Below are 13386 nucleotides of genomic sequence, written 5' to 3' on the forward strand. Positions count from 1 at the left end.
AGCGCGTCGATCATGAATTTGAGCAACAAGGAATCAACATGCGCAGCCACTATTGCGGCAAACTGAACGAGACCCTGATCGATCAGGATGTCACTCTGTGCGGGTGGGTGCACCGCCGTCGCGACCACGGTGGCGTCATCTTCCTCGACATGCGCGACCGTGATGGCATCGCCCAGATCGTCGTCGATCCGGACACCGTCGATGCCTTCGCCACTGCCGACAAGGCGCGCAGTGAGTTCGTACTGCGTATCAAGGGCCGTATCCGTCTGCGCCCGGAAGGCACCCAGAACCCGAACATGCCGACAGGCATGATCGAAGTGCTGGCCAAGGACGTCGAAGTGCTCAACACCGCACAGACGCCGCCGTTCCAGCTCGACGACCACAACAAGGTCGGTGAGGAAGTTCGCCTCAAGTATCGTTATGTCGACCTGCGTCGTCCCGACATGATCGAGAAGCTGCGTCTGCGCTCGCGCATCACTCACAGCGTGCGCGCCCAACTCGAAGCACTGGGCTTCCTCGACATCGAAACCCCGATCCTGACACGTGCCACCCCGGAAGGTGCACGTGACTATCTGGTGCCGAGCCGCACCTACGCCGGCAGCTTCTTCGCGCTGCCGCAGTCTCCGCAACTGTTCAAGCAGCTGCTGATGGTCGCCGGTGTCGATCGTTACTACCAGATCGCCAAATGCTTCCGTGATGAAGATCTGCGTGCTGACCGTCAGCCGGAGTTCACCCAGATCGACCTCGAAGCCAGCTTCGTCGACGAGCAGGACATCATGGGCATGACCGAGACCATGATCCGTGGCCTCTACAAGGAAGTGCTCGATGTCGAGCTGGGTGACTTCCCGACCATGCCGTATTCCGAGGCCATCAGCCGCTTCGGTTCCGACAAGCCGGACCTGCGTATCCCGCTGGAACTGGTCGATGTCGATGACCTGATGAGCGGCGTGGACTTCAAGGTCTTCTCCGGACCGGCCAAGGACGACAAGGGCCGTGTCGCCGCGCTGCGTGTGCCGGGCGGTGCCAGCCTGTCACGCAAGGAAATCGACGCCTACACCAAGTTCGTCGGCATCTACGGTGCCAAGGGCCTGGCATGGATCAAGGTCAACGAACGTGCCAAGGGCATCGAGGGGCTGCAGTCGCCGATCGTCAAGTTCATGGAAGACGTCGTGGATGAAGTGCTGGACCGCTGTGGCGCCGTCGATGGCGACATCGTGTTCTTCGGTGCTGACAAGGCCGACATCGTGGCCGAGGCCATCGGTGCGCTGCGCGTCAAGCTGGGCGAAGACCTCAACCTCTACACCCGCGAGTGGGCACCGCTGTGGGTCGTCGACTTCCCGATGTTCGAGGCCGATGCCAATGGCCGTCTGAGCGCGCTGCACCACCCGTTCACCGCGCCGTCCTGCACGCCGGAAGAGCTCAAGGCCAACCCGGAAGCGGCACTGTCTCGCGCCTACGACATGGTCATCAACGGTACCGAGCTGGGTGGCGGCTCCATCCGTATCCACGATCAGGCCATGCAGCGTACCGTGTTTGAAGTGCTGGGTATCGGTGAAGAAGAAGCGGAAGAGAAGTTCGGCTTCCTGCTCGACGCCCTGAAGTTCGGCGCGCCGCCCCACGGTGGTCTGGCCTTCGGTCTCGACCGCCTGGTGATGCTGATGACCGGCGCCAAGACCATTCGTGAAGTGATTGCCTTCCCGAAAACCCAGAGCGCCGGCTGCATGATGACCGACGCCCCGGGCGTAGTCAGCAGCGAGCAGCTCAAGGAGCTGAACATCCGTCTGCGTCAGAAGGTCAAGGTCGAGGACGAAAGCGGCCAGGCCTGATTCAGCGGCGCATGACCGAGAGAGTGACTGGTGGGGCCGTCTGGACTGATTCGATCAGACAAGGGCGGTTCCGCGGTGCGGGTTTGCCCCTTTGGCTTGGTAGGCAAAGGGGCGAGCAAGCCTGACAAGGCGGTGCGAGACTGTTTGCTGGCGTTCACGTCAGGCAATGACAGTGTCGCACCGCCTTTTTTGTGGCATGGTGGCTGGTTATATACACAGTAAGAGCGATGGCGTGATGACGACAGCGAAGACGCAAGGTGTGAGAGACGAGGCGGCAGCATGATCATTCTTGGCATCGATCCGGGCTCACGTCTGACCGGGTATGGGGTACTGGATGTCTCTGTGGCTCAGCCTCGCTATGTGGACAGTGGCTGCATTCGCATGTCACAGGTCAGCCTGGATCAGCGCCTGGCGCAGATCTATGCCGGCATCAGCGAGGTGATCACCCTGCATCGTCCCGCGGAATTCGCCATCGAGCAGGTCTTCATGTCCAAGAACGCCGATTCAGCGCTCAAGCTGGGTCAGGCGCGCGGGGCTGCCATCGTGTGTGCGGCCAATCACGGCTTGCCGGTATTCGAATATGGGCCGCGGCAGATCAAGCAGGCCGTGACCGGTACCGGTGCCGCCGAGAAGTCTCAGGTGCAGCATATGGTCACGCATACGCTCAAGCTCTCCGCCACGCCACAGGCCGATGCCGCCGATGCGCTGGCCATCGCCTTGACGCATTGCTTCGCGCGTCGACGCCTGACGCCCGGCAATGACCAGCTGGAAGCCTTGGGATTGGGGAATACCAGTCGACGCAAGGGAACCCGCGTGCGGCGTAGCAGCAGTTGGCGAGACTTCGAGCCCGACGCCTGACATGCCGCTGAGCGACAAATGCGGTATTGTGCTCAATTAATAGCGATTTTTCAGTCACTTGTAGAGTGTCTGCCAAGCCTGGCAGCAGCCGATTGCGTGATGCGCCAAGCCGCGTGGCATCAGGCTTCGTGCCATCACCCCAGGTATGACTGTCAGAAAGATGCGACAAATTCGTCGTGACACTGGGACATGCCGCCTGCGCTTCATCTTTGGTAGGCTTGCCCGCATTGTAACAATCCGTGCAGAGAATCGGGTCTGCGAGCAGCACGATCCCACCGAACACGTTCTCTGCCGAGCAAGGACAGCCGCAACATGATTGGACGCCTGACCGGGACATTGCTGGAAAAACAACCGCCGCAGCTGGTGCTTGACGTACAGGGTGTCGGTTATGAACTGGAAGCTTCGATGAACACCCTGTTGGGCTTGCCGGCCGTGGGTGAACATTGCCAGCTTTACACCCACCTGGTGGTGCGCGAAGACGCGCAGTTGCTGTATGGCTTCGGCAAGGAGCCCGAGCGTCGTCTGTTCCGTGAATTGATCAAGATCTCCGGTGTCGGTCCGCGACTGGCGCTGGCGATTCTGTCAGGAATGGAGCAGTCCGATTTCATTCGTTGTGTTCACGACGAAGATAGCCGAGCGCTGACACGACTGCCGGGCGTCGGCAAGAAGACGGCGGATCGACTGATCATCGAGATGCGCGATCGCCTCAAGCATTGGACGCTGCCGGCGGATGATGGGCTGGATGAAATGGCGCGTGCCTCCCAGCCGCAACCGCCGGTCACCCATCCTCTGGCGGATGCCGAAGCCGCGCTGGTGTCTCTGGGCTACAAGCCTGTCGAGGCGGCCAAGATGCTCTCCGGGCTCGAGACCGGCGCCTCCACGGAAGCGCTCATCAAGGCGGCACTGGCGCGCAAGATGGCCAGCTGAGGCCCCGCCGGAGCAGCAAACATGCGCCCTATAGTTTCCGTGAAGGAAACGGCGCATTGTGATTGGATTTATTGACTAGGGATTGGCAGGTTACTGGGGTAGAAAGTGCGCGCTTGAACGCAGATGCGCTAGATCGTTGCACCGCCCTGGCCAACCTTGCCACCTGCCACTGACGCATGCTCATGGCCCATGATCCGCGTCATGTGCGTGACCTGCGTCATCAGGAGTTGAGCAAGCATCATGATGGAGTCGGACCGACTGATCTCCGCGGCGACGCATGATCCGGAAGAGCGGATCGATCGCGCCAACCGGCCACGCACGCTGAGTGACTACATCGGACAGCCCATCGTCCGCGAGCAGATGGAAATCTTCATCAGTGCCGCACGAGGACGAGGCGACAGTCTGGATCACACCCTGGTCTTCGGCCCACCCGGTCTCGGCAAGACGACGCTGGCGCACATCATCGCCAGCGAGATGAGTGTCGATATCAAGTCGACCTCCGGGCCGGTGCTGGAACGGGCAGGGGATCTGGCAGCGATGCTGACCAACCTGCAGGAAGGCGATGTCCTGTTCATCGACGAGATTCACCGCCTGTCACCGGCCGTCGAGGAAGTGCTCTATCCGGCGATGGAAGATTATCAGCTCGACATCATGATCGGTGAAGGGCCCGCGGCCCGCTCGATCAAGCTTGAACTGCCACGATTTACCCTCGTGGGCGCGACGACGCGCGCGGGGCTGCTGACGGCGCCACTGCGCGATCGCTTCGGCATCGTTCAACGCCTCGAGTTCTACGATATCGAGTCACTCACCGACATCGTGGCGCGCAGTGCCAGGCTTTCCGGCATGGAAGTCGAGATGGAAGGGGCGCTGGAGATTGCGCGTCGCTCCCGCGGCACGCCGCGTATCGCCAATCGCCTGCTGCGCCGGGTGCGTGACTTCGCCGAAGTGCGCTCGGATGGCCGCTTGACGCTGGAAGTGGCCGACAAGGCGCTCAACATGCTCAACGTCGACAGTCACGGCCTGGATCATATGGACCGTCGACTGCTGTTGGCGATGATCGAGAAGTTCGATGGCGGGCCGGTCGGGGTCGATTCACTGGCGGCAGCCATCGGGGAAGAGCGCGATACCATCGAGGATGTGCTGGAGCCCTATCTGATTCAACAGGGCTTCATGATGCGCACGGCGCGCGGGCGTCTGATCACACGCTCGGCCTATCTGCACTTCGGGATCACCCCACGTGAAGAGCAGGCGCGGCTGGGACAGGAAGGAAATGATGCGTCATGACATCTGAAGACGCTGGAAATACGTTGAAGGGGGAAGCTGCATGTTTTCACCACACTGTGCGCGTCTACATCGAGGATACTGATGCCGGTGGCATCGTCTACTACGTAAATTATCTGCGCTTCATGGAACGTGCGCGCAGTGAATGGTTGCGTGCGAAGGGCTTCACGCAGCAAGCCTTGCTTGAAAAAGGCATTCAGTTGGTAGTACACAGTGTAACAAATCGTTATCTTCGTCCTGCGCACCTGGATGACCTGCTGACCGTGACGGCAACGGCAGGCGCCTTGCGCGGTGCACGCTTGACGTTCACCCAGAAGGCGCTGCGCGGTGAGCAGGTCTTGAGCGAAGCGGAAGTCGTGATCGCTTGCGTCGATGCCACGACCTTGCGCCCCAGGCGCTGGCCCGGGGAATTGCTCGCGGCTCTTGAGGTCTGAGACCACAAGGCGCGATGAGGCCGCTGTCAGCCAGGCACAGAGACGCCAGGCTGATGAACAGATTATTTATCGTGTCACTGAGTGACGGTGGCACAGACTGAACCAAGTAAAGAGGGATTTCCGTGGAAGATTCGATGTCGATCATTTCGCTGTTCGCGAACGCCAGTCTGGTCGTTCAGGCAGTCATGTTGCTGTTGCTGGCAGCTTCCATTGCATCCTGGGTGGTGATCTTTCAGCGCGGGATGGCATTGTCCCGTGCCAAGCAGGCTTACGCGGCCTTTGAAAAGCGCTTCTGGTCCGGGGTCGACCTCAATCACCTCTATCGTGAATTGCCGGCAGATGAAGAATCCACCCCGGGCGCCCATGGCGTATTCCGTGCCGGCTTCCGCGAGTACAGCCGCCTCAAACCCAAGTCCAGCAATGCCGATGCGGTGATGGATGGCGTGCAACGCAGCATGCGCGTCACGCTGTCACGTGAAGAAGAGCGCCTCAACGTGCACCTGCCGTTTCTGGCCACGGTCAGCTCCGTCAGCCCCTATGTCGGTCTGTTCGGCACCGTGTGGGGCATCATGGGCTCCTTCCAGGCACTGGGTACGGCTCAGCAGGCAACTCTGACTACCGTTGCCCCCTGGATTGCCGAAGCACTGGTCGCGACTGCCATGGGCCTGTTCGCCGCCATCCCGGCCGTCATCTTCTACAACCGTCTGGCGAGTCGTGCTGATCAGCTGCTGGGTCGCTATGAAGACTTCGCCGAAGAGCTTCACTCCATTCTGCATCGTAATCTGCACGGTCGTGGCAGCAACGACGCTTGAAGGGAGTCGAGTCAATGAAAGGACCGTATAGCAGAGGCCACAAGCGCAAGCTGTCCTCCGAGATCAATGTGGTGCCCTTCATCGACGTCATGTTGGTGTTGCTGGTTATCTTCATGATCACCGCGCCGATGATGACGCAAGGGGTTCAGGTCGAATTGCCCAAGGTCACCTCCAAGCCGATCGACAATCCCGATGATGTGACGCCATTGATCGTCTCGCTGGACGACAGCGGCAATTACTACATCGATCTGGGATCGGATGAAGACAAGCGCACGCCGGTGGCACTGGATGAACTGGGCAGCAAGGTCGCGTCCATCGTGGCAGAGAAGCCCAAGACGCCCGTGCTGGTCAAGGGCGCCAGAACAGCGCCCTACGGCGATGTCATGGGGCTGATGAGCACGCTGCAGGGCGCCGGCGTCCCCAATGTCGGGCTGATTTCAGAACCACCGACCGAGGGCTGATGGATGAGTCAGCCAGAGATAGAACAGCGGGTCGGGTTGGGATTGCCTGTGGTGCTGGCCGTTGGCCTGCACTTGGGCATCCTGATTCTGACTCTGGTGAGTTGGCCAGAATCCGAACCGGAGAAGACCAACACCACCATCGTCAACGCGACACTGGTCAGTACCGAGACCACGACCAATCAGGCCCAGCAGGCGAAGTCCAGCAAGGCGCGTGATGCGGCCGAAGAATCGGATCAACGCCAGAGCGCGAAGGAAGAGGCGGCCAGAGAGGCAGAGCTTGCAGCGGAACAGCAACGCAGCGCCGCCGAGGAAAAGGCGGCTGCCCAGAAGGCGCAACAGCAGAAGGCGGCTGAGCAGGCCAAGGCGGCTGAGCAGTTGAGGGCTGAGCAGGCAGCTGCCGAAAAGGCCAAGGCAGAAGCGGCCAGGCGTGCAGAGGAAGCCAAGGCGATTGCCCTTGATCGCAAGAAGGCCGAAGCGGAAAAGCAGGCCAAGGCCGATGCCTTGAAGAAGGCGGAAGCCGAAAAGGCTGCCAAGGCCGAAGCCGAAAAGGCCGCCAAGGAAAAAGCTGCAGAAGAAGCGCGCAAGAAAGCCGAAGCGGAAAAGGCCGCCAAGGCCAAGGCAGACGCTGAAGCCAAGAAGGCGGAAGCCGAAAAGGCAGCCAAGGCCAAGGCAGCAGCGGAGAAGGCCGAGAAGGAAAAGGCAGCCAAGGCAGCAGCGGACAAGGCCGCCAAGGAGAAAGCAGCCAAGGCCAAGGCGGCGGAAGAAGCGCGCAAGAAGGCGGCCGCTGAGGCCGCACGCCAGAAGGCACTTGCCGAGAAAGCGGCTCAGGCCTCTGCCGGCTCGCTGGATAGCCTGATAGACAGTGAAAGTGACGCCATCAGTGGCGCCAAACAGGCCGCTCAGGCAGCCAACAGCTTTGAGAACCTGCTCAAGAAGTATGTCGGACAGAATTGGAATCGGCCCTCGGGCTCCGTTCCCGGTATGACGGTCACGCTGAGAGTGTCATTGTTGCCGACAGGCGAATTGGTGTCGGCTGCGGTCAGCAAGAGCAGTGGTAACGCCGCCTTCGATCGCTCCGCGGTTCAGGCGATCCAGAAAGCGGCGCCGTTTACCGAGATGCAGGACCTGCCGGCTGGTGCCAAGAGCCAGTTCCGAAACTTCAACCTGTACTTCAATCCAGAGGACCTGGGCCGATGAGACGATTGACCGCATGGATGATGGCAGCCGCCTTGCTGGCAGTGACCAGCCTGGCAAGAGCTGACCTGACCATCGAGATCACCAAGGGCAATGACAGCGCCACACCTATCGCTGTCGTGCCGTTCGAGAATCTGACCGGGGGAAGTCTGCCGCAGGACCTCGCACGTATCATCTCCGATGATCTGGCGCGCAGTGGCCAGTTCGACCCGATCAAGCGCGACAATCTGATCGCGTTGCCGGGCACGACGCAGGACGTCTTCATCAATGACTGGAAGCGCCTGGGGGCCAGTTACCTCGTGGTGGGGCAGGTAAAGTCGGCCAGCAATGGTGGTTATAGCATCCAGTATGAGCTGATGGACGTGCTGGGCAACAAGCGCATGCTTGGCGAAGTCATCACCGGAAGCAATGGTGAGCTGCGCGCGCGTGGCCATTATATGAGCGATGAAATATTTGAGGAAATTACTGGAATTCGCGGTGCTTTCTCGACAAAAATCGCATACATTACCGCCAAAGGTGTTGGCGACAATATTCGCTTTGCCCTGTACGTGGCGGACTCAGATGGCCACAATAGTCAGGAGGTTCTGGCGTCCGATGAACCGATCATGTCACCGGCATGGTCGCCGGATGGCAAGAAGCTGGCCTATGTCAGTTTTGAAGCCGAACGTCCCGCTATCTATGTGCAGGAATTGGGTAGTGGTCGTCGTGCAAAACTGACAGGTTTCCGAGGCATCAATGGTGCCCCGGCCTGGTCGCCGGATGGTCGTAAACTGGCAATGGCATTGTCAAAGGATGGCCAGCCGGAAATCTATGTGATGGATATTGCCAGCCGTCAGTTCCAGCGTCTGACCAACAATCCTGCGATCGATACCGAACCGGATTGGTTGCCGGATGGCAGCGGTATGGTGTTCACCTCAGATCGTGCAGGCTCCCCACAGATCTATCGACTTGATCTGTCCGGCGGCACGGAGCGTGTGACATATACCGGCAATTACAACTCCCGCGGGCGCATCTCACCCGATGGAGAGAACCTGTTCATGATCAACCGCGCAGGCAACGGTTATCAGGTTGCCAAGCAAGATCTGAAGAGCGGTCGGGTTACCTCCCTGACCGATACTCAGTGGGATGAATCACCAAGTGTTGCGCCGAATGGCACTATGGTGATATATGCCACTCAGCAAGGAACCCGCGGGGTCCTGGGCCAGGTGTCGGCAGACGGAAGGGCACAATTCTCCCTGCCGTCAGCACAAGGCGACGTGCGTGAACCTGCGTGGTCGCCGTTCCTGAACTAAACCACTAGAATGCAACTGAGCCTCCAAGAAAGGCTTGGCATTCGTACCCATTAGAGCAAGGAGTTTCACAATGCAGTTCACCCCGTATGCAAAAGGTCTGTTGGTTGCCCTGTCCCTGAGCGTGATGGCAGGTTGTTCCAGCAGCGGCGGCGCTCAGGACGGCGACATGGATTCAGCCAACAGCGGTGCGAACACTGCCGGCATGAATACTGGTGCCAACACCAATGCCAACCAGATGAGCAACGCCACCATGCCTGACGTGCGTACCATCTACTTCGCCTTCAACAAGGACACCATCCGTCCTGAGTTCGAAAGCGTCCTGATGGGTCACGCTCAGTACCTGAAAGCCAACACCAGCGCCAATGTCGTTCTGGAAGGCCACGCTGATGAGCGCGGTACTCGTGAATACAACCTGGGTCTGGGCGAGCGTCGTGCCAAGTCTGTCGCACGCTTCCTGACTGTCCAGGGCGTGTCTCCGTCACAGATCGAGATCGTCTCCTACGGCGAAGAGCGTCCGGCAGTCCAGGGCCACGGCGAGTCTTCCTATGCCAAGAACCGTCGTGTGGTCTTCGACTACTAAGCACGATTAATCTCCGCGACTCTCTCATGAGGCGTGGAGACGCTAGAAACTTGTGTTGAGCTGGCCCGGGCAAGAGGCGTGACCTTGAACCCCGGGCTTGCTTGCGCGATACCATGATGATTCGGCGGAGCCGACAGCATGAAACACAGCCTGAAAGGGTTGTTCGGTGCGGGAGCCTTGTTGCTCCCGTTGTCCGTTTTGGCCGCACCGACGGTCGAGGACCTCACTGGGCAATCAAACTCGCTCTATCAGCAGGCCAATACTCGTTTGAGTGGCGGCGGCACCCTGACCCTTCTCAATCAACTCGACGAACAGGCACAGGAAATTGCCCGACTTCGCGGTCGAATCGATGAGCTGGAATACCAGTTCAAGCGCCTGACCGAGATGTCACAGCAACGCTACCTGGATCTGGAACAGCGGGTTTCTGGTGGCACTTCCGCCGGGGAGAACGGTCAGGTTGTCGATTCACAGGCAGCAGCGGCAGTCACTGGCGGCGCAAGTGCCGGTGGTACAGCCAACACCAATGGCGTCAGCAATGCCGACAGCGGTGCAGCGGCCCAGAAGGATTACGAGAATGCCTTCGCCAAGGTTCAGTCTCGCGACTTCGACGGTGCCATTGTCGCCTTTGAAGCTTTCGTGGTGGACCATGGGGATTCCAATCTAGCAGCCAATGCACATTATTGGCTGGGCGAGCTGTATTCGGCCAAGAACCAGCTGGATGCTTCCGCCCAGGCCTTCGAGACCGTAATCAGCGAATTCTCGCAATCCAGCAAGGTGCCGGATGCGATGTACAAGCTGGGACTGGTCAAGGCGCGTCAAGGCAAGGCGCAGGAAAGTCGCTCCTTGCTCGAGAAGCTGGTCCAGCAGTATCCGGACAGCAAGGCTGGCACCATGGCCAAGGACTTCCTGTCCTCCGGCGCCTGAGTGCCCGTGGCCATTGGCCATCTGTATTCCGCAAAGCCCGCGCTTGGTATTCTACCAGGTGCGGGCTTTGTCTTATGTGGCGCTTGGCGCCTTATGCCATCGGCAGGCGACCCGAGTGCGCTTCATTCGATTCATGTGGCCAAGCAAGTATTGTCGGTGAAGAGGCAGTGACTCTCATCGGCGTTGACGACAGATCTCAGACAGGGATATCACCATGGCAGAGTGCAAGATCGACTATCAGGCCCCGGGCGACATGCTGAAAGGGCGGATCATTCTGGTGACCGGGGCGGGGTCCGGCATTGGGCGTGAAGCGGCAGTCGAATATGCGCGTCATGGGGCGACGGTGATATTGCTGGGCAGAACCATTGCCAAGCTGGAAGAAGTCTATGACGAGATCGAGGCCTTGGGAGCACCACAGCCGGCCATCTATCCGCTCAACTTCGAAGGGGCTTCGCTAAAGGATTATCAGCAGATGGCTGACACCCTGCACAGCGAGTTCGGTCGACTGGATGGTCTGCTGCACAACGCTAGCCTGCTGGGCAAGATCACTCCGTTCGAGCAGTATGATCCGGCGCTGTGGGAGCAGGTCATGCAGGTCAATATCAATGGCCCCATCTGGATGGTCCAGGCATTGCTGCCGTTGCTCAAGGCCTCGAAGGACGCCTCAGTCGTGCTGACAAGCTCCAGTGTCGGGCGCAAGGGGCGTGCCTTCTGGGGCGCCTACAGTGTCTCCAAGTTTGCTACGGAAGGCTTCTCGCAGATGCTGGCTCAGGAACTGGAGAATACCAGTCAGGTGCGGGTCAATACGCTCAATCCCGGTGGCACGCGGACTCCGATGCGCAAGTCGGCGTTTCCGGCCGAAGACCCCGATACCCTGCGCACGCCCGCCGACATCATGCCGACCTATCTGTGGTTGATGGGGCCGGACAGTCGTGGTCGTACCGGCGAGATGTTCGATGCCCAGCCGCCGAAAGTCTGAGCCATTGTCAGCTGTCATCTCCTCACTGGATGACGAGTAACGCCGCCAGGCGGGCCAGTCGTTACGCCTCACAACAAGAACGCCGACGGCCATGGCCGTCGGCGTTCTTGTTACTAACTGCCTGTTTCTAGCTGCGTGTGTCTATCTTCTGATATTCAGCTGCGGATCACTTGCTCGTGGGGACTGATTCGTGTGAGCTTCGCGCGTGTCGCTCGGTCAGCGCAAGTCCGCTGCCCTTAGTGCGGCATTGACGACCTCTTCCGAGGTGTCAAACCATACGTCGGCAGGCCAGGCATCCACGTCATCGCCGTCACGCACATAGCCATAGCGCACCGCGACCGCCAGCATGCCCGCTGCGCGCGCCGCCTGCATGTCACGGTCATGATCTCCCAGGTACCAGCATTCGGAAGCATCGACGCCGAGGCAGCGCGCCGCCTCCCACAGAGGCTCTGGATGCGGCTTCTTGACCGGCAGGTCATCGGCACACAGCAGGCAGCCGGGCGTAAGCTCGAGCGCGGCAATCAGCGGCTCGGCGAACTGACGGGGCTTGTTGGTCACGATGCCCCACGGCAGGCCTGCGCGCTGACAGATCTCGATCAGGGCGTCATAGCCCGGGAACAGCACACTGTGCGCCGCGACATCGCGGGCGTAGAAATCCAGCAGACGAGTGCGCTCGGCAGCATGCTCGGGATGGTCGAGATCATGGCCCAGGGCAAGGGTCACCAGTGCACTGCCACCGTGGGAGACTTCGGCACGGATCACCTCGTACTCCAGGGGGGGGAGGCAGTGATGCTGACGCAGCTCATTGGTGGCGCGCGCCAGGTCCGGCGCGGTGTCCACCAGGGTGCCATCGAGATCGAAGATCAAGGCGGCGGGACGAGGTAACGCTGCCGGCAGGCTCACGCAAGCTCTTCCTCTGTGGGGCGACGGGTGTGCATCAGGTAGTTGACCGACAGGTCGGAGGCATTCAGGCGATATTTGCGCGTCAGCGGGTTGTAGGTCATTCCGTTGGAGCCTTCCATCTTGAGGCCCGCATCACGTGTCCAGCGACCCAGCTCGGCCGGACGGATGAACTTGCGATACTCGTGAGTGCCACGTGGCAGCATCTGCAGCACATATTCCGCGCCGAGAATCGCGAAGGCATACGCCTTGGGATTGCGGTTGATGGTCGAGAAGAACACCATGCCGCCGGGCTTGACCAACCGTGCGCAGGCCGCGATCACCGAGGATGGGTCTGGCACGTGCTCGAGCATTTCCAGACAGGTGACGACGTCGAACTGGCCGGCCATCTCTTCTGCAGCGGCTTCGGCGGTGGTCTGGCGATAGTCCACCTCGACACCGGACTCCAGTTGGTGCAGGCGGGCAACGGAAAGTGGCGCCTCACCCATGTCGATACCCGTCACCTGGGCACCACGATGCGCCATGGCTTCGGAGAGAATGCCGCCGCCGCAGCCGACGTCGATCACGCGCTTGCCTGCCAGGCCAGCGTGGGTGTCGATATAGTCGACCCGCAACGGATTGATGTCATGCAGTGGCTTGAATTCACTGTCACGGTCCCACCAGCGACTGGCCAATGCCGAGAACTTGGCGATCTCGCTGGCATCGACATTGCCCAGATGGTCCTGGGGCTGGGCATCTTGCTGGGTGTCGTTATCGCTCATCTTTGCATCCTTACCGTTACGGAAGTGCTGTTCGGGAGATGGCAGGCCTGTACAGGCACCTTACCCTCGGGCACGATTCCACCATTCTAATCCGACTGCCGTCGCGGGTCAGCGTCCAGCGCAAAAAACTCATCATGACGGGCACTTGCGTTACGAT

At 60.1% G+C, this 13386-nt stretch carries 14 protein-coding genes; 12 read left to right on the forward strand and 2 right to left on the reverse strand.

Annotated elements, in window-relative coordinates:
* Positions 1-38: 38 nt before the first annotated feature.
* The 12 genes from aspS (at position 39) to NH396_RS11440 (ending at position 11568) form a co-directional block, all read left to right on the forward strand.
* Positions 39-1826 carry an aspartate--tRNA ligase gene (gene aspS, locus NH396_RS11385; protein ID WP_253063717.1) on the forward strand — a complete coding sequence of 596 codons (1788 nt, stop codon included), beginning with the start codon at positions 39-41 and terminating at the stop codon, positions 1824-1826.
* Between the two features lie 279 nt (positions 1827-2105).
* Complete coding sequence (gene ruvC, locus NH396_RS11390; protein ID WP_253063719.1) at positions 2106-2684, forward strand: crossover junction endodeoxyribonuclease RuvC; 579 nt, start codon at positions 2106-2108, stop codon at positions 2682-2684.
* 312 nt (positions 2685-2996) lie between these two features.
* Complete coding sequence (gene ruvA, locus NH396_RS11395) at positions 2997-3611, forward strand: Holliday junction branch migration protein RuvA (RefSeq protein ID WP_043333607.1); 615 nt, start codon at positions 2997-2999, stop codon at positions 3609-3611.
* A gap of 240 nt (positions 3612-3851) precedes the next feature.
* On the forward strand, positions 3852-4895 hold the full coding sequence (gene ruvB, locus NH396_RS11400; protein ID WP_176677071.1) for a Holliday junction branch migration DNA helicase RuvB: 1044 nt from the start codon (positions 3852-3854) through the stop codon (positions 4893-4895).
* Positions 4892-5326 carry a tol-pal system-associated acyl-CoA thioesterase gene (gene ybgC, locus NH396_RS11405; protein WP_253063721.1) on the forward strand — a complete coding sequence of 145 codons (435 nt, stop codon included), beginning with the start codon at positions 4892-4894 and terminating at the stop codon, positions 5324-5326. The genes ruvB and ybgC overlap by 4 nt, the downstream gene beginning before the upstream one ends.
* 134 nt (positions 5327-5460) lie before the next feature.
* Positions 5461-6138: a protein TolQ gene (gene tolQ / locus NH396_RS11410; RefSeq protein ID WP_253063723.1), complete on the forward strand. Its 678-nt coding sequence runs from the start codon at positions 5461-5463 to the stop codon at positions 6136-6138.
* A gap of 14 nt (positions 6139-6152) precedes the next feature.
* Positions 6153-6599, forward strand: a complete 447-nt coding sequence (gene tolR / locus NH396_RS11415; RefSeq protein ID WP_175088752.1) for a protein TolR — start codon at positions 6153-6155, stop codon at positions 6597-6599.
* 3 nt (positions 6600-6602) lie between these two features.
* Positions 6603-7796 (forward strand): cell envelope integrity protein TolA, encoded by a 1194-nt coding sequence (gene tolA / locus NH396_RS11420; protein ID WP_253063726.1) that lies wholly within the window; start codon positions 6603-6605, stop codon positions 7794-7796.
* The gene (gene tolB, locus NH396_RS11425) at positions 7793-9085 is read left to right on the forward strand and encodes a Tol-Pal system beta propeller repeat protein TolB (RefSeq protein WP_253063728.1); all 1293 of its coding nucleotides are present in this window, start codon (positions 7793-7795) and stop codon (positions 9083-9085) included. The genes tolA and tolB overlap by 4 nt, the downstream gene beginning before the upstream one ends.
* A 70-nt stretch (positions 9086-9155) precedes the next feature.
* Positions 9156-9665: a peptidoglycan-associated lipoprotein Pal gene (pal, locus tag NH396_RS11430; protein WP_176677077.1), complete on the forward strand. Its 510-nt coding sequence runs from the start codon at positions 9156-9158 to the stop codon at positions 9663-9665.
* A gap of 138 nt (positions 9666-9803) precedes the next feature.
* The gene (ybgF, locus tag NH396_RS11435; RefSeq protein WP_253063738.1) at positions 9804-10589 is read left to right on the forward strand and encodes a tol-pal system protein YbgF; all 786 of its coding nucleotides are present in this window, start codon (positions 9804-9806) and stop codon (positions 10587-10589) included.
* Between the two features lie 214 nt (positions 10590-10803).
* The gene (locus NH396_RS11440) at positions 10804-11568 is read left to right on the forward strand and encodes a YciK family oxidoreductase (protein WP_253063740.1); all 765 of its coding nucleotides are present in this window, start codon (positions 10804-10806) and stop codon (positions 11566-11568) included.
* Positions 11569-11784: 216 nt separating this feature from the next.
* On the opposite strand, the gene NH396_RS11445 is transcribed toward NH396_RS11440, so the two are convergent.
* Positions 11785-12465 carry an HAD-IA family hydrolase gene (locus NH396_RS11445; protein WP_253064045.1) on the reverse strand — a complete coding sequence of 227 codons (681 nt, stop codon included), beginning with the start codon at positions 12463-12465 and terminating at the stop codon, positions 11785-11787.
* A gap of 2 nt (positions 12466-12467) precedes the next feature.
* A complete protein-coding gene (gene ubiG / locus NH396_RS11450; RefSeq protein ID WP_306424409.1) occupies positions 12468-13184 on the reverse strand; it encodes a bifunctional 2-polyprenyl-6-hydroxyphenol methylase/3-demethylubiquinol 3-O-methyltransferase UbiG in 717 nt (238 codons plus the stop codon).
* Between the last annotated feature and the right edge of the window lie 202 nt (positions 13185-13386).

The sequence above is a fragment of the Cobetia sp. Dlab-2-AX genome (genome assembly GCF_024124625.1).
Taxonomy (GTDB): domain Bacteria; phylum Pseudomonadota; class Gammaproteobacteria; order Pseudomonadales; family Halomonadaceae; genus Cobetia.

What these genes read in the sequence shown, in the direction of transcription:
- aspS (WP_253063717.1), top strand. Translation starts at nt 39, where the DNA reads ATGCGCAGCCACTATTGCGGCAAACTGAACGAGACCCTGATCGATCAG.
- ruvC (WP_253063719.1), top strand. Translation starts at nt 2,106, where the DNA reads ATGATCATTCTTGGCATCGATCCGGGCTCACGTCTGACCGGGTATGGG.
- ruvA (WP_043333607.1), top strand. Translation starts at nt 2,997, where the DNA reads ATGATTGGACGCCTGACCGGGACATTGCTGGAAAAACAACCGCCGCAG.
- ruvB (WP_176677071.1), top strand. Translation starts at nt 3,852, where the DNA reads ATGATGGAGTCGGACCGACTGATCTCCGCGGCGACGCATGATCCGGAA.
- ybgC (WP_253063721.1), top strand. Translation starts at nt 4,892, where the DNA reads ATGACATCTGAAGACGCTGGAAATACGTTGAAGGGGGAAGCTGCATGT.
- tolQ (WP_253063723.1), top strand. Translation starts at nt 5,461, where the DNA reads ATGTCGATCATTTCGCTGTTCGCGAACGCCAGTCTGGTCGTTCAGGCA.
- tolR (WP_175088752.1), top strand. Translation starts at nt 6,153, where the DNA reads ATGAAAGGACCGTATAGCAGAGGCCACAAGCGCAAGCTGTCCTCCGAG.
- tolA (WP_253063726.1), top strand. Translation starts at nt 6,603, where the DNA reads ATGAGTCAGCCAGAGATAGAACAGCGGGTCGGGTTGGGATTGCCTGTG.
- tolB (WP_253063728.1), top strand. Translation starts at nt 7,793, where the DNA reads ATGAGACGATTGACCGCATGGATGATGGCAGCCGCCTTGCTGGCAGTG.
- pal (WP_176677077.1), top strand. Translation starts at nt 9,156, where the DNA reads ATGCAGTTCACCCCGTATGCAAAAGGTCTGTTGGTTGCCCTGTCCCTG.
- ybgF (WP_253063738.1), top strand. Translation starts at nt 9,804, where the DNA reads ATGAAACACAGCCTGAAAGGGTTGTTCGGTGCGGGAGCCTTGTTGCTC.
- NH396_RS11440 (WP_253063740.1), top strand. Translation starts at nt 10,804, where the DNA reads ATGGCAGAGTGCAAGATCGACTATCAGGCCCCGGGCGACATGCTGAAA.